Source organism: Polynucleobacter sp. AP-Kolm-20A-A1 (assembly GCF_018688315.1).
GTDB lineage: Bacteria > Pseudomonadota > Gammaproteobacteria > Burkholderiales > Burkholderiaceae > Polynucleobacter.
Genome location: NZ_CP061315.1, coordinates 706,515 through 722,290, shown reverse-complemented (window position 1 = coordinate 722,290; position 15,776 = coordinate 706,515). Strand labels below are relative to the sequence as shown.

At 47.0% G+C, this 15,776-nt stretch carries 11 protein-coding genes; 5 read left to right on the top strand and 6 right to left on the bottom strand.

Annotation, left to right across the window (positions count from 1 at the left end):
* Positions 1-4 precede the first annotated feature (4 nt).
* Genes C2745_RS03765 through C2745_RS03755 form a run of 3 tightly spaced genes read right to left on the bottom strand, consistent with a single transcriptional unit; the run spans position 5 to position 2,607 of the window.
* Positions 5-955, bottom strand: coding sequence for a tripartite tricarboxylate transporter substrate binding protein (locus C2745_RS03765; protein ID WP_215385171.1), 951 nt, complete (start codon positions 953-955; stop codon positions 5-7).
* Entirely contained in the window at positions 952-1,617 is a 666-nt protein-coding gene (locus tag C2745_RS03760) for an RraA family protein (protein ID WP_215385169.1), read from the bottom strand. The genes C2745_RS03765 and C2745_RS03760 overlap by 4 nt, the downstream gene beginning before the upstream one ends.
* A gap of 21 nt (positions 1,618-1,638) precedes the next feature.
* Positions 1,639-2,607 carry a tripartite tricarboxylate transporter substrate binding protein gene (locus tag C2745_RS03755; RefSeq protein ID WP_215385167.1) on the bottom strand — a complete coding sequence of 323 codons (969 nt, stop codon included), beginning with the start codon at positions 2,605-2,607 and terminating at the stop codon, positions 1,639-1,641.
* Between the two features lie 102 nt (positions 2,608-2,709).
* On the opposite strand from C2745_RS03755, the gene C2745_RS03750 reads away from it, so the two are divergent.
* Positions 2,710-3,084, top strand: coding sequence for a hypothetical protein (locus tag C2745_RS03750; protein WP_215385165.1), 375 nt, complete (start codon positions 2,710-2,712; stop codon positions 3,082-3,084).
* Positions 3,085-3,178: 94 nt separating this feature from the next.
* On the opposite strand, the gene lpdA is transcribed toward C2745_RS03750, so the two are convergent.
* From lpdA to aceE, 3 genes are read right to left on the bottom strand one after another with little or no spacing between them, the layout of a single operon-like run.
* Entirely contained in the window at positions 3,179-4,966 is a 1,788-nt protein-coding gene (gene lpdA / locus C2745_RS03745) for a dihydrolipoyl dehydrogenase (RefSeq protein ID WP_215385163.1), read from the bottom strand.
* 9 nt (positions 4,967-4,975) lie between these two features.
* Complete coding sequence (aceF, locus tag C2745_RS03740; protein ID WP_215385162.1) at positions 4,976-6,598, bottom strand: dihydrolipoyllysine-residue acetyltransferase; 1,623 nt, start codon at positions 6,596-6,598, stop codon at positions 4,976-4,978.
* A gap of 15 nt (positions 6,599-6,613) precedes the next feature.
* Complete coding sequence (gene aceE / locus C2745_RS03735; protein ID WP_215385160.1) at positions 6,614-9,310, bottom strand: pyruvate dehydrogenase (acetyl-transferring), homodimeric type; 2,697 nt, start codon at positions 9,308-9,310, stop codon at positions 6,614-6,616.
* A 303-nt stretch (positions 9,311-9,613) separates the two neighbouring features.
* Here aceE and C2745_RS03730 point away from each other — a divergent pair, with 303 nt between their 5' ends.
* The 4 genes from C2745_RS03730 to C2745_RS03715 are packed head-to-tail and all read left to right on the top strand — an operon-like array spanning position 9,614 to position 15,770.
* Positions 9,614-12,037 carry a PAS domain-containing sensor histidine kinase gene (locus C2745_RS03730; RefSeq protein ID WP_251368422.1) on the top strand — a complete coding sequence of 808 codons (2,424 nt, stop codon included), beginning with the start codon at positions 9,614-9,616 and terminating at the stop codon, positions 12,035-12,037.
* A gap of 36 nt (positions 12,038-12,073) precedes the next feature.
* Positions 12,074-12,721: a response regulator transcription factor gene (locus tag C2745_RS03725; RefSeq protein ID WP_072582210.1), complete on the top strand. Its 648-nt coding sequence runs from the start codon at positions 12,074-12,076 to the stop codon at positions 12,719-12,721.
* Positions 12,722-12,738: 17 nt separating this feature from the next.
* Positions 12,739-13,593, top strand: a complete 855-nt coding sequence (gene folD / locus C2745_RS03720) for a bifunctional methylenetetrahydrofolate dehydrogenase/methenyltetrahydrofolate cyclohydrolase FolD (RefSeq protein ID WP_215385156.1) — start codon at positions 12,739-12,741, stop codon at positions 13,591-13,593.
* 53 nt (positions 13,594-13,646) lie between these two features.
* Complete coding sequence (locus tag C2745_RS03715; protein ID WP_215385154.1) at positions 13,647-15,770, top strand: M3 family metallopeptidase; 2,124 nt, start codon at positions 13,647-13,649, stop codon at positions 15,768-15,770.
* Positions 15,771-15,776: the final 6 nt, after the last annotated feature.

Here is a 15,776-nt window from a genome sequence, read left to right as displayed (position 1 = left end):
GCATTTACTCTTTGGGAGCCCCTGACATTTTGACAATACCCTCATAGCGCTTAATTTCAGACTGAGAGAACTTTGTAAATTCAGCTACGGAACCACCGTCTACTTGAGCGCCAATAGATTGGAGGTGTTTTCTCACCTCTGGGTCTTTGAGCACCTTATTAACCGCTGCATTTAGTTTCTCAGTAACATCCTTTGGAGCGCCAGCTGGCAGCATCACGCCATACCAAGCATTGGCCACCATTGCTACGCCGGCTTCTTTCATAGTTGGCACATTAGGTAACTCAGGAATACGCTTTTCTGATGCAACACCCAAAGCCTTTAGCTTGCCACCTTTAATATTGGCCATAGAGCCCGTATCTAACATCATGTCAATATGACCTGCCATGAGATCTACGGCTGCTGGCCCACTACCCTTGTAAGGTACATGGCGAATATCTAAACCAGTTACTGTTTTAAATTGCGCGCCAGCCAAATGCTGTGAGGCGCCAATACCGGCAGATCCATAAGTGAACTTACCTGGGTTTTGCTTTGCATCAGTCATTAAATCTTTTAAGCTGTTCCACGGTGAAGCGGCCGGGACAACCATGATGTTTGGAATCGTACAAACCAACACCACTGGCGTGAAGTCTTTCGCCGCATCAAATCCTTGGTTTGAAAATAAATGTGGTCCTGCTGCGTTAGTGGAGCTGGTCGCCATTAAGATGGAATAACCGTCCGGCTTATCTTGTAGGAAGGCCTGGGTTCCAATATTGCCGCCAGCACCGCCCTTATTTTCCACAAACACAGAAACACCCAATTCTTTGGTGAGCGGCATTGCCAAAATACGCGCCACCTGATCCGTTGCCCCACCAGGCGGCCAAGGCACTAAGAATTTAATGGATTTATCGGGATAGGCAGCAAATGAGTTCAGCGCAATTGCACTCAGCAAGATTGACAACGTTGTTTTAAATTTCATAAAACGCCTTTTTGCTTTAATGTCGCGTCAATCCAAGCATCGTCATACTTACCATCCAATATCGATTGGATTGTTTTGCGCTCTACCAGTTCTTTTTCTTTGCCCAATCGCGCACCCTCCATCACCAACTCAGGAGGCAAGGCAATAATTCCATCGCAGTCGCCAAGAATGACATCACCAGGATTGACAATCATCCCGCCAATAGAAATGGGCACATTAATGCTGCCTGGACCATCTTTAAATGGGCCACGCATATTGATCCCACGAGCCCAGCAAGGGAATTGATGTTTCTCAAACGCTTCAACATCTCGAATGGCGGCATCAAATACTGCACCAATTGCCCCTCTTGATTTAGCAACAGTCATCATGATTTCACCAAACAAAGCACGCGAAATATCACCGCCACCGTCCACCACCAGAACATCGCCCGGCTGCAGAAATTGCAATGCTTTATGGATCATTAAGTTATCGCCAGAGCGGGCGTTAACAGTAACTGCGTTTCCACAAACAGAAACTGGTGACTTATTAACCGGCAAAATATCAACTGCACCAATGGTTCTACCCAATACGTCACTGACAACGGAGGTTGCTAAACCAGTTAAGGCGGCGATACCCTCTTTGAAGGCGTCTTTTCTGGGTTGGATTTCATAGCCATTATTCATCTTGCATTCCTCTTAAATTATTTAATCAACTGTAGCGCCGGTGCGCTTAACCAAAGATTCCCAATAAGGGATTTCTTTATTTATAAATTGGGTAAATTGCTCTGAAGTGCCGACCACATCACTCGAGCCCATCTTATTTAGACTTGCAGCAACCTCTGGCTCCTTCAGAACTGTATTAATTGCTTTATTTAATCTAGCAATCAAAACAGATGGTGTTTTAGCTGCAACAAAAACACCGTACCAGTTTTCAATAACAAAGCTGCTGTAGCCAAGCTCTTTCATGGCGGGGATATTAGGAAAGTTTTTTGGTCTTACGGCGCCAGTAGTTGCTAATACACGGATGCGACCAGAAGACATCTGTGCCGCTATTGCAGTTGTTGTCTCAAAGGCAATGGGAACCTGACCAGCAAGCACATCAGCCATGGCTGGACCCTGCCCCCTATATGGAATATGCGTGAGATCTAGCTGCTTCTCCATCTTGAGCATCTCTCCCATCAAGTGCTGAGGGCTGCCGCTGCCGCCTGAGGCATAGCTATATTTGCCAGGATTATTTTTAATTAACTCAACTAGCTCTCCCACAGTGTTTGCCGGCACAGAAGAATTGACATACAGCACCAGCGGAACAGAGGCAACTTCCGCAACCGCTGCTAAGTCTTTTGATGGGTTGATCTTTAATTTGTATAAATTTTGATTGATCACTACGCCAGTATTGTTTCCGAGCAAGAGAGTACAACCATCCGAAGCAGAGTTAGCCACATACTCTGTTCCAATATTGCTGCTAGCCCCACCTTTGTTTTCAACAATCACGTTTGTACCGAGCTGTTTGGCTAATCCCGGCGAGAGCATCCGCGCCAAAATATCCGTTGTTCCGCCTGGAGGATAAGGTGAAACGAATTTAACTGTTGGGCAAGGATAAGCACCCTGAGAATTTGCATTGTGCATGGAAAGCAATAAGCAAAGTCCCATTCCTAGAAATAGCTGTCTCTTCATTTTTTCTCTCTTTCATTACCTATCCGAATAAGGCATAGGCTAAGATCTATTCTTTGGTAAAAATATACCTTACTCAGCGCCCTTTTATATAAAAATCTCAAAATGCCCAAAAGCCTCAACAAAGAGGAATTACTATCGCTAGCTAAGTCCGCTAGCTCCAAAGAGAAGTGCCCCGACTGCCAATCCCTCAACTGCAGTGGCTGGGAAAGCATCCCGGGAGGCTTTACAACAAAGTCATTGGAATGCCTAGGGACCCTCAGGGTGGAGGACGCTCCAGAATGTTGGGATGAGGATCATCCTAATGGAACCGATATGTGGTCAAAGGATGCCCCCATTTCCATCCCCTACCATCCATATAACAAGTCCGATGTTTATGAATGCAAACACTGTGGAAGCAAGTATCTGCGTTACACAGAATGCGGTGGATATTATGTGGATGAACGTATTCGCGAACTCAGTGCGGAACTGATTTCTTAAAGACTCCATTTAAGGCTGCCCTAAATCAAAAGCCCCGATCTCTCGGGGCTTTTTCTTTGATGCTTGAGGCTCTAGGCAACTCTCGTGAACTGACCTATGACTTCTTTTTAACGGGAGGCAAGTCAGTGCAATGACCATGCGCAGCTTCAGCAGCCAAACCTACAGACTCACCCAGGGTTGGATGAGGATGGATGGTTTTGCCAATATCTACGGCGTCTGCACCCATCTCGATTGCCAGGCAAACTTCGCCAATCAAATCACCGGCGTGTGTACCAACAATACCGCCACCAATAATGCGATGGGTCGTGGCATCAAAAATGAGTTTTGTGAAACCTTCATCACGCCCATTGGCAATTGCACGTCCACTGGCAGCCCAAGGGAATAAACCTTTTTCGTAAGCAATGCCTTGAGCTTTGCACTGCTCCTCTGTTAATCCAGCCCAAGCCACTTCTGGATCGGTATAGGCAACAGATGGAATTTGCTTCGCATCGAAATAGGATTTTTCACCTGCAGCAGCTTCGGCCGCTACATGACCCTCGTGAACCGCTTTGTGGGCCAACATAGGCTGACCAACCAGATCACCAATCGCAAAGATATTAGAAACGTTAGTGCGCATTTGTTTATCAACAGGAATAAAGCCGCGCTCATCAACTTGAACACCCGCTTTGCCGGCATCAATCTTCTTACCATTCGGGGTGCGTCCTACTGCAACCAATACCAAGTCGTAGGTTTGTGGTTCAGCTGGTGCATTCTCACCCTCAAACGCCACTTGAATGCCATCTGGCTTTACCTCTGCCTTTGCAGCACGGGTTTTGAGCATAATCTTTTCAAAACGTCCGGCATTGAATTTCTCCCAGACCTTTTCTAAATCACGATCAGCTCCCGCCATGAGACCATCCATCATCTCGGCAATATCAATGCGTGACCCTAGCGTGCTGTAGACGGTTGCCATCTCTAAACCAATAATGCCGCCGCCAATAACCAACATACGCTTTGGAATGCTCTTCAGTAGTAAAGCGCCCGTGCTATCAACAATACGGGGATCTTCTGGCAAGAAAGGCAGCTTCACGGGCTGACTACCAGCCGCAATGATCGCCTTCTGAAAGCGCACCACTTCTTTTTTACCTGTGAGATCTTGGCCAGAGCCATCGGTTAACTCAACCTCAACGTGGTTCGCGTCCAAGAATTTACCTAAGCCACGAACAACTTTTACTTTACGGGCCTTAGCCATACCAGCGAGACCGCCAGTTAATTTTGCAATCACGGACTCTTTGTAGCCACGCAATTGATCAATCTCAATCTTTGGCGCACCAAAAGTAATGCCGTGTTTGGCCATAGTCTTCACTTCATCCATGACCGAAGTCGTGTGCAGCAACGCTTTGGATGGAATGCAACCTACGTTTAAGCAAACGCCACCCAAAGTTGGATAACGCTCAACTAAAACTGTATTCATACCCAAGTCAGCACTGCGAAATGCTGCGCTATAGCCGCCAGGGCCAGCGCCAAGTACCAACACCTCGCACTCATGATCTACTTTGCCGCTGTATTGACCAGCTATCGGCGCAGGAGCTGCTGTAATTGTTGGCGTGGCTATTGGTGAAGCTGGTGCTGAGGTAGGCTTAGCCGCAGGTGCAGCTGCAGCACCACTCGCCTCTATCTCCGCAATCACAGAACCCTTGCTAACCTTATCGCCTAACTTGACTGCAATGCTGGTGACAGTACCTGCAGCATCAGCCGGCACTTCCATAGTCGCTTTATCAGATTCAAGCACTAATAGCGGCTGCTCTTTTTCAATAACATCGCCAACTTTTACTAATACCTCAATCACCGGTACATCTGAATAATCACCAATATCCGGAACAAGGATCATTTGCTTAGCCATAGATCCTCCTTACAGACTGGCACGACGGAAGTCGGCCAATAGCTGTGCAATGTACACATTGAAACGTGTGGCCAATGCGCCATCAATCACGCGATGATCAGCGGATAGAGACAAGGGGCAAATGAGACGAGGTACAAATTGCTTGCCATCCCATACAGGCTTCATAGAGGCTTTGCTTACACCGAGGATTGCAACTTCGGGGGCGTTCACAATCGGCGAGAAGTAGGTTCCACCAATGCCGCCCAAAGAGGAGATTGTGAAACTTGCGCCTTGCATTTGATCTGGCTTTAATTTGCCATCACGAGCAAGCGCTGCTAGCTCTGAAGTTTCTTTAGCTAACTCAAAGATGCCCTTCTTATCTGCATCTTTAATTACCGGCACAACCAAACCAGTTGGCGTATCGGCAGCAAAACCAATATTGAAGTACTTCTTCAGAATCAGATCATCGCCATCCAAGGAGCTGTTGAACTCTGGATATTTTTTCAATGCAGCAACGGCAGCCTTCATTAAGAAAGCGAGCATCGTGATCTTGACGCCCTTCTTCTCATTCTCTTTATTAGTGAGTACACGGAAGGCTTCTAAATCAGTAATGTCAGCATCTTCGTGATAGGTCACTGCCGGGATCATGACCCAGTTACGACCTAAATTGGCAGCTGTGAGTTTCTTAATACGATTTAATGGCTGACGCTCAATCTCACCAAACTTCGTGAAATCAACCTTAGGCCAAGGAATCAGATTTAATCCGCCTAAGCTGCCGCCACTAGAAGCAGCGGCAGGACTACCGGCCCCACCACTCATGGCAGCCTTCACAAATGCTTGGACATCTTCTTGTGTAATGCGGCCTTTAGGACCGGAACCTTTTACCTGCGTAATGGTGACACCGAGTTCACGTGCAAATTTACGCACTGATGGACTTGCGTGGCTAACAGCTGCATCTACTGGTGCAGGTGTACTGCTCACAGGAGGTGGCGCTGGGGCACGAGCAATCGGAGGCTCAACAGCAGGCGCTTTGCTTGCCGCTGGTGCCGCTGTTGCCGCTATTGCATTAGTGGATGCTGACGCTGGAGCAGCAGACGAAGATCCGCCTTCTAAAATAACAACCACCGATCCCTCGGAGAGGTTGTCACCAACTTTCACTTTGACTTCTTTGACGATGCCAGCGTGTGATGAAGGAACATCCATGGTTGCTTTGTCAGATTCGAGAACAACGATGGATTGCTCTTTCTCAACCTTGTCACCAGCTTTAACCAATACTTCGATTACCGGCACATCTTTGTAGTCGCCGATATCCGGGACTTTGATTTCAATTGGTGCGCCACCTGTGCTTGCGCTTGCAGGCGCCTGAGTTTGCACAGGAGCACTTGCCACCGGTGCTGCAGCAGAAGCTGCTGCGCCCTCTTCCAGAGTGATAACCAATGAGCCTTCAGAGAGGTTGTCACCAACCTTCACCTTGACCTCTTTGACGATGCCAGAGTGTGATGAAGGAACATCCATGGTTGCTTTGTCAGATTCGAGAACAACGATGGATTGTTCTTTCTCAACCTTGTCACCAGCTTTAACCAATACTTCGATTACCGGCACATCTTTGTAGTCGCCGATATCTGGGACTTTGATTTCAATTATTTGACTCATAGTATTTATCTCTTATCAAACCGTCATTGGGTTTGGTTTAGTAGTGTCGATGTTGTATTTCTTAATCGCTTCAGCTAACTTAGAGCGATCAAGCTGACCTGAGTCAACCAAAGATCTCAAAGCGGTTACCACAACCCAACGACGATCTACTTCAAAGAAATCACGGAGTTTTTCGCGAGTATCGGAACGACCAAATCCATCCGTACCCAAGACCTCATAGCGACGACCCATATGTTGAATTGCTGGACGAATTTGCTCAGCGAACAAACGAACGTAGTCAGTTGCGGCGATCACAGGGCCAGAGGTGTCTTTGAGACACTTCTCAACATGAGATAAAGCTGGAGCAGCCGTAGGATTTAAAAGGTTATTGCGGTGTACCGCAGTCCAATCGCGACCAAGTTCAGTAAAGCTTGGGCAACCCCACAAGTCTGAAGCGATACCCCAGTCTTTATGAAGAATCTCAGCGGCTTCAATCACTTCACGGAAGATGGTTCCGGAACCTAGGAGTTGTACGCGCAGTTTTGCGTTGGCATCACCAACAGACTTCAACTTGTACATCCCTTTGATGATGTCTTTTTCAGCGCCCTTAGGCATTGCTGGATGAGCATAGTTCTCATTCATCAGGGTCACGTAGTAATACACGTCTTCTTGAACTTCTAGCATGCGACGCATACCGTCCTGAATCACTACCGCCAATTCAAAGGAGAATGTTGGATCGTAGCTAATGCAGTTCGGAACTGCACCACTCCACAGATGGCTATGACCATCTTCGTGTTGCAAGCCTTCGCCATTTAAAGTAGTTCTACCGGCTGTACCGCCTAGTAAGAAGCCACGGCTACGCATATCACCGGCTGCCCACGCTAGGTCACCAATACGCTGGAAACCAAACATCGAGTAGAAGATGTAGAAAGGCAACATTGGCACGCCGTGAGTGGAGTAAGAAGTAGCGGCTGCAATCCAGTCGCACATACCACCAGCTTCATTAATACCCTCTTGCAAGATCTGACCAGTCTTATCCTCTTTGTAGAACATCAATTGATCATGATCTTCTGGGGTATAGAGCTGACCCAACTGATTCCAGATACCTAACTGGCGGAACATGCCTTCCATACCAAAGGTGCGAGACTCATCCGGAACAATTGGCACCACGCGCTTACCTAATACCTTGTCGCGCACGACAGTGTTGAGCATGCGTACAAATGCCATCGTTGTGGAAATTTCACGACCTTCTGTTGTCGCCTCAAGCAAAGGAGCAAAAACATCCAATGCTGGAACTGGCAAGCTCTCTGCTTTGGTGCGACGTTGCGGCAAGTAACCGCCCAATTCTTGACGGCGCGCCTTCATGTACTCGAGCTCAGGGCTGCCTTCAGCGAACTTCACCAAAGGCATTTCATCTAACTGCTCATCCTTAACTGGAATCTCAAAACGATCACGGAAACGACGTACGTCATCCGCATTCATCTTCTTGGCTTGGTGGGCGATATTCATTGCCTCACCAGATCCACCCATACCGTAACCTTTAATGGTGTGAGCCAAGATAACCGTTGGTTGCTCTTTGTGATTTACGGCAGCATGGAAAGCTGCAAAGACTTTATGAGGATCATGGCCGCCACGATTCAGTTGCCAGATCTCGTCATCACTCCAGTCGCTTACCAAGGCCTTTAGCTCTGGCGTATTAAATACGATCTCACGAACATAGGCGCCATTCTTAGACTTCATCGTCTGGTACTGACCATCAACGATTTCGCCAAGACGCTGCATCAAGATGCCTTTTTTATCACGAGCAAATAAGGCATCCCATTGACCGCCCCACACCACTTTGATGACATTCCAACCTGCACCTCGGAACTCACCTTCAAGCTCTTGAATAATTTTTCCGTTACCGCGCACTGGTCCATCTAAGCGCTGCAAGTTGCAGTTAATAACAAAAATGAGGTTGTCCAGTTTTTCACGGCCAGCCATTCCAATCGCGCCCAAAGACTCTGGCTCGTCGGTTTCACCGTCACCGAGGAAAGCCCAAACCTTGCGGCTTTGCTCCTGAATAAATCCACGGTCTGTCAGATACTTCATGAAGCGCGCTTGGTAGATCGCCATGATCGGGCCCAAGCCCATTGATACCGTTGGGAACTGCCAGAAGTCTGGCATCAACCATGGGTGTGGGTAACTAGAGATACCTTTGCCGCCCACTTCTTGACGGAAGTTATCGAGTTGACTGTCTTCAAGACGGCCCAACATATATGCACGTGCATACACACCTGGTGCTGAGTGGCCTTGAACAAATATGAGATCGCCGCCATGCTCTGGAGATGGAGCATGCCAGAAGTGATTGAAGCCTACGTCATATAAAGTTGCCGCAGACTGAAATGAAGAGATGTGCCCACCAACGTTAGTGTCTTTGTTGGCACGCAGCACCATCGCCATGGCATTCCAGCGAGTGTATGAACGAATCCGATGTTCCACATTTTGATCGCCTGGCAAACGCGCCTGATTTTCAACTGGAATGGTATTAATGTAAGGAGTCTCCGCATGGAAAGGTTGGACTACACCATTCACCCTTGCATGAGAAATTTGTTGGTCTATTAAATAGGCAGCCCGCTCTGGACCTTCGTTGCGAATCACGCCATCAAGCGCCTGCAACCATTCTTGAGTCTCGCCCGGATCAACGTCTTGGGCATTTTGCTTACCTAAAATCTGCTCTGGAACCGCTGCCATATTTGTCTCCATTTATTACTTCTTTATTAGCCATTAACTCTATAGGCAACATTCTAGGAAGGTATATGGGTGTAAACAAGCAATTTTCCACATAATGATAGTATTTCTCATAATGTGGTATTTTATTGCGGTGCAAATAAGAAGCTATATATAGGCTAAAAATGCTCATTTGAAGCCGGCATTAGGGCAAAATGCTTAATATTCATGAAAGTGTCAGCCTCTTCTAACCTATTCCTCCGGCCATTCAGATGGCTGCGCAAAATTCGGGGATTTAGGCTTGTTTACACCCCCTTATTGGCGATCGTGCTCTTTACTTCGGTAATGGGCATTATTTTGGGAACTTTGCACCTACAGGAAAAGAGCCAGCAAGAAGCCGCCCTTTTCCGAGAGTTATCTTTCGCAAAACAACGGATTCAAACGCGCTTTGTTAGCAATGTCGATTTACTCTCCACTATTAATCGCGAAATCGCCGCGAGCGATAACCAAGGGAAGCTAAAACAAATTGCCTATGAACAAGCCGATGAGCTTGTTATCAACAATCATGAAATTATCAAAATCATTTGGCTCAACGATAAAAATGAGCGTCAATGGGTGGTACCGCCAAATGCCAATAAAAATGATTGGCTAGTTAAAACCCAATCCGATCAAGCCACCATCGATGCATTGAGTTCCACCATAGAACTTAGCAAGGTAACCAGTAGAGCAGCCTTTAGCCCTTTCTTCTCACCCAACATTGCCAGCAGCGAACCGCTTGCCAGGGAAAGAAAAAATCTTTTTTGGCAAATAGTGCCCAATATAGTGAGCGGTGAAGTGGTTGGCTTTCTAGCTGCACTCTACACAACGCAAGGCGTCTTGGATGTCATACCCAATGAACTTAAAGCACATTACCGCTTTACTCTACTCACAGATAATGAACAAGTTTTAGCCATCTCTTCAGATCGCGATGCCCCTAAAAGGGCTTTTAGCAATCAAACATCCCTTGATATTGGCGTTCTTAGTCCAAATCTGACGCTACGCATTGATACCTATCCGCCCCCAACCAATCTCACATTTAGGATGCTGATTGGTGTTGTGCTCGGACTATCGGTTTTCGTGGTCTGGAGTCTATGGTCAGTACTCAAACAAATGCAGGTTCGCCAAGAAGCTGAAGCTAGTCTACGTAGTGAAACCAGCTTTCGAAGTGCAATGGAAAACTCGACCCCAGTGGGGATACGAGCACATGACATGCAAAAACGCATTACCTATGTAAATAGGGCATTTTGTGAAATGACAGGCTGGACCCAAAAAGAATTAATCGGCCTCATGCCTCCCTTCCCCTTCTGGCCTGATAGCAGAAGAGATGAGCTTGTTGAGAAAATGAATCGCGCATTAAAGGCAGATGTTGGAACCGGCAAGGTGGGTATCGAAGGAGCCATTTTGCGTCGCGATGGCTCATTGATCCAAACCCGCACATTTATCGCGCCGCTTATCAATGAAAAGGGTAAGCAAACTGGCTGGGTTACTTCCTTGATTGATATTTCTGAACCAAAAAAGATTCGGGAAGAATTGGCCGCATCCCAAGAGCGCTTTACTACCGTTCTAGAAAGTTTAGATGCAGCTGTATCTGTTGTATCCCTGGAGACTGACGAGCTTCTGTTCGCCAACCGCTTCTATCGTGAAAACTTTGGCGATGATTCTAAAGGGCATTTCCAATTAGCCCATCAAGACAGCAGACTTCCAGCTTTACACAATATTGCACAAGATCTTCATGACTATGTACGTGATGGCATTCCTACCTCATTCCTATATCAAGAGTCAGAGTCAGAAGATATTCAATTGACTGACGGCAGCAATAAATGGTTTGAAGTTCGTCATCGCTTTATTCCATGGGTTGATGGACATCTAGCGCAACTGCTGATCGCCACAGACATCACAAGCCGTAAAGAGGCGGAAGACTTGGCCCGCCAACAACAAGAGCGCATGCAATTTACCAGTCGCTTGACTACCATGGGTGAAATGGCCTCATCACTTGCACATGAATTAAATCAACCCTTAGCGGCGATCTCCAACTATTGCATGGGCGTTGCTAAACGCTTGGATGGAAATTTAGATCCAACCATTAGTAAAGAGATCTTGCCGGCCCTTGAAAAAGCATCCGATCAAGCGCACCGAGCTGGCACCATCATTCAACGCATTAGAGGTTTCGTAAAGCGTAGTGAACCCCAAAGCAAAGCATCCTACATTAATGAAATTATTAGTGATGCAGTTGGTCTAGTCGAAATTGAGGCCCATCGCCATCGCCTCAGCATCAGCTCTCAAATTGCTGAAAATCTTCCAGTAGTTGATCTGGATCCCGTCTTGATTTTGCAGGTGGTGGTTAACCTTCTTAAAAATGCGCTGGATAGCATGCGCGAAGCCTATCCCCTCTCTTCTCGCTGGTCAGCACCCCCCGTCAAAATTAGCGCCGATTTAGATACCAGCATATTTCCAGCCATGCTGCGCATTCAAGTGACTGACGCTGGCGGCGGAATACCTGAAAACGTCATAGAACGCATATTTGAGCCGTTTTTCAGCACCAAATCCGATGGAATGGGCATGGGGCTCAATATTTGCCGCTCCATCATTGAATCCCATCACGGCAGGCTTTGGGCCACCAACGTCAAAGACTCAGAACAGACTAGGCTGGCTGGCTGCACCTTTACAATACTTCTACCGCTGGAATCATCAGATTCTGGGGTTAATGTTTAATCATCGAATTATTAGATTTACCACGCGAGAACCGATATGAACTTAAGTGCTACTGCAAAACCAAACCAAGCTGAAGTTGTATATGTTGTGGATGACGATGAAGCGGTTCGTGATTCACTCACGTGGCTTTTAGAAAGCAATGGTTATGTAGTTCGCTGCCATGCAAGCGCCGAACGATTCTTGCAATCACTACAAAGCACAGATAAGTCGACTATTTCTTGCGCCATTTTGGATGTTCGCATGCCTGGCATGTCTGGCCTTGAACTTCAAGAGCGCCTTACCAGTGAAAACCTACCTATGCCAGTCGCTTTTATCACTGGTCACGGCGACGTCTCTATGGCGGTATCCACAATGAAGCGTGGTGCGGTAGATTTCATTGAAAAGCCATTCAAAGAGAATGATCTCTGTGGCTTGGTTGACCGCATGCTTGCTAAAGCACGTATTGACTACTCACAAGCTAGCCAGCGCAAGATTACTCAAAGCTTACTCAGCAAATTAACAGGTCGTGAGCGTCAAGTGCTTGAGCGTATTGTTGCTGGCCGCTTAAACAAGCAAATCGCTGATGATCTGGGTATCTCCATTAAAACGGTTGAAGCACATCGCGCCAACATCATGGAAAAGCTCAACGTCAATACTGTTGCGGACCTCCTCCGCCTCGCTTTGTCTGACCCGCAACCTAATTAATAGTAGGCTCAAGCTAGATGCCAGCTCAATTACTAGACGGAAACGCGCTCTCCAAAAAACTGCGCACTGAAATTGCTGCTCGCGGCGCGATTGTTACTGCCAAAGGTGTTAGGCCTGGATTAGCAGTGATTGTGGTTGGTGATAATCCTGCCAGTGCCGTTTATGTTCGCAACAAAGTGAAGGCTTGCGAAGACGTTGGCTTTCATTCTGTTCTAGAGCGCTACTCTGCTGAGCTTGGCGAAGAAGAGTTGCTAGCTCGTATCGCAACCTTAAATGCTGATCCTGCAATTCATGGCATTTTGGTTCAACTTCCACTGCCAGAACACATTGCTTCTGAACGTGTGCTTGAGGCGATTGCCCCAGAAAAAGATGTGGATGGCTTTCATGTTGCTAATGCTGGCGCATTGATGGTTGGTCAACCAGAATTCAAACCATGCACTCCTTATGGCTGCATGAAGATTCTGGAAAGTATTGAATACCCCATTCGCGGAGCACGTGCCGTCATTGTTGGCGCGTCAAATATTGTTGGTAAGCCAATGGCTATGTTGCTATTACAAGCTGGCGCCACTGTAACCATCTGCAATAGTAAAACCCGTGATCTGGCGCACCATACAAAAGATGCTGATATTTTGGTGGTAGCAACTGGTAAGCCCAAAATGATCTCGGGTGATATGGTTAAAAATGGTGCCGTTGTTATTGACGTTGGCATTAATCGCCTGCCAGATGGCAAGCTTTGCGGCGACGTAGACTTTGATACAGCTAAATATGTTGCTGGCTGGATCACCCCGGTTCCTGGTGGCGTAGGCCCTATGACTATCACCATGCTTTTAATGAATACATTAGAAGCCGCTGAAAAGGCCGCTAAACCTTAAGGAATTTACTGGGACTTTTGGCAAATATGATCCCAGTCCATTAAGCTAGAGGGATGACTACATCCCATGCCGCCACTCTCCCTGCTGATTTGCAAAATAATCCCCTATTGACCTTTGGTAGAGGTATTGCAGCCTACTCTGAAGTAAAGCCTGAGCATATTGCGCCGGCAATAGAGTATTTGCTTGTGCGCGCACAAGAAGCTGTGGATATTGCGGTCAATCCCAACACCGCCCCAACATGGAATGCACTGGCAGAGCCACTGGAAGACGCAACAGAATTTTTAGGAAGATCTTGGGGCGTCATCTCACATCTCAATAGCGTAGCGGATACACCAGAGCTACGAGCTGCTTATGGCGCGATGCTTCCCGAAGTAACCGCATTCTTTTCCAGTCTTGGGCAAAATTTAGAGCTATATAAAAAGTTTAAAGAGCTGAGTGCGAATCCTGAGTTTTCTAAATTAAGCCGGGCTCAGAGAAAAGTGATTGAAAACTCATTGCGAGATTTTCGTTTGGGTGGCGCTGAATTAAGTGATGCTGATAAGCCCCGCTTTTCCCAGATACAAGATGAGCAAGCAGTTTTAGGAAAGGCCTTTTCTGATCACGTCTTAGATGCCACCGATGGCTTTGTGCATCTAATTACAGATAAAGCAGAATTAATTGGCCTGCCAGATGATGTGATTGCAGCCGCTGCTGACACTGCACAACAAAAGAATTTGCAAGGCTGGGCTTTCACTCTCCACTTCCCTTCCTATTACCCAGTGATGCAGTACTCTGAAAACCGCGCATTGCGACGCTTAATGTATGAGGCCTATGTCACTCGCGCTTCAGAGCTAGCACCAAAGTATGCCAATGGAAAATTGGATTGGGACAACACTCAAAATATGCTCGATCAATTGCGCCTACGTGATGAAGAAGCGCAGATGCTTGGGTTTGCAAACTATGCCGCTCTGAGTTTGGCGCCAAAAATGGCTGGCACCGTTGAGGAGGTTGATTCTTTCTTGACTAATTTTGCACAAAAGGCCAAACCATTTGCGAAAAAAGATTGGCAAGAGCTCTCTGAGTTTGCAAATACTTTAGGACTTACCGATGGTCTTGAGCCTTGGGATATCGCATTTGCTTCTGAGAGATTAAAACAGGAGCGCTATTCTTTTTCAGAAAATGAACTTAAGCAATACTTTCCATTACCAAAAGTATTAGATGGTCTCTTTGAAGTCATCCAAACCCTCTTCGGCGTCAAGATTGAATCGGCAGACCTACCAACCTGGCATGCTGATGTGCAGTCCTTCTCGGTAAAAGATGCAAAAGGAAATATCACAGCCTATTTCTACCTAGATCCTTATGCTCGCCCAGGCAAGCGTGGTGGCGCCTGGATGGATGATGCGCGTGGTCGCAGAGTACTCCCTAATGGTGATATTCAGGTACCAGTTGCCTACCTAGTTTGTAACTTTGCGCCTCCGGTTAAGGTGGATGGCGTTCTGCGTCAACCCACTATCACCCATGATGATGTGATTACGCTCTTTCATGAAAGTGGCCATGGCTTACACCATCTCTTAACGCAAGTTAGCGCTTTAGGTGTCTCAGGAATCAATGGTGTTGAATGGGATGCTGTTGAACTACCAAGTCAATTTATGGAAAACTTCTGCTGGGAGTGGGAAGTGCTTGAAAAGATGACTGCCCATGCAGAAACTGGCAAACCATTGCCACGAGAGTTATTTGAAAAAATCTTAGCTGCCAAAAACTTCCAGAATGGCTATATGACCCTACGTCAAGTTGTGATGTCACTAACAGATTGGCGCTTACACGCTAGCTTCGATGCGAAGAACGCTAAAGGTCAGGCAGTTCTAGATCTATCCAGATCCATTGCGGATGCATTTAACGTTATTCCTCAGCCAGAGATCTCGCGCTGGATTTATACCTTTAGCCATATCTTTGCAGGCGGTTATGCGGCTGGCTATTACAGTTATAAATGGGCAGAGGTACTATCTGCAGACGTCTATTCTGCGTTTGAAGAGGCGGCAAAATTGACTGGTAGCGTACTGGATGAGAAAACGGGCATTCGTTACCGCCAAGAAATCCTTGAAGTTGGCGGTAGTCGACCTGCTGCTGAGTCCTTCAAAGCCTTTAGAGGTCGAGAGCCAAGCGTAGACGCCTTACTAAGACATGGTGGCTTGGCGTAATGTGCC

What these genes read in the sequence shown, in the direction of transcription:
- C2745_RS03750 (WP_215385165.1), top strand. Translation starts at nt 2,710, where the DNA reads ATGCCCAAAAGCCTCAACAAAGAGGAATTACTATCGCTAGCTAAGTCC.
- lpdA (WP_215385163.1), bottom strand. Translation starts at nt 4,966, where the DNA reads ATGGCTAAGCAAATGATCCTTGTTCCGGATATTGGTGATTATTCAGAT.
- C2745_RS03765 (WP_215385171.1), bottom strand. Translation starts at nt 955, where the DNA reads ATGAAATTTAAAACAACGTTGTCAATCTTGCTGAGTGCAATTGCGCTG.
- folD (WP_215385156.1), top strand. Translation starts at nt 12,739, where the DNA reads ATGCCAGCTCAATTACTAGACGGAAACGCGCTCTCCAAAAAACTGCGC.
- C2745_RS03760 (WP_215385169.1), bottom strand. Translation starts at nt 1,617, where the DNA reads ATGAATAATGGCTATGAAATCCAACCCAGAAAAGACGCCTTCAAAGAG.
- C2745_RS03755 (WP_215385167.1), bottom strand. Translation starts at nt 2,607, where the DNA reads ATGAAGAGACAGCTATTTCTAGGAATGGGACTTTGCTTATTGCTTTCC.
- aceF (WP_215385162.1), bottom strand. Translation starts at nt 6,598, where the DNA reads ATGAGTCAAATAATTGAAATCAAAGTCCCAGATATCGGCGACTACAAA.
- C2745_RS03725 (WP_072582210.1), top strand. Translation starts at nt 12,074, where the DNA reads ATGAACTTAAGTGCTACTGCAAAACCAAACCAAGCTGAAGTTGTATAT.
- C2745_RS03715 (WP_215385154.1), top strand. Translation starts at nt 13,647, where the DNA reads ATGACTACATCCCATGCCGCCACTCTCCCTGCTGATTTGCAAAATAAT.
- aceE (WP_215385160.1), bottom strand. Translation starts at nt 9,310, where the DNA reads ATGGCAGCGGTTCCAGAGCAGATTTTAGGTAAGCAAAATGCCCAAGAC.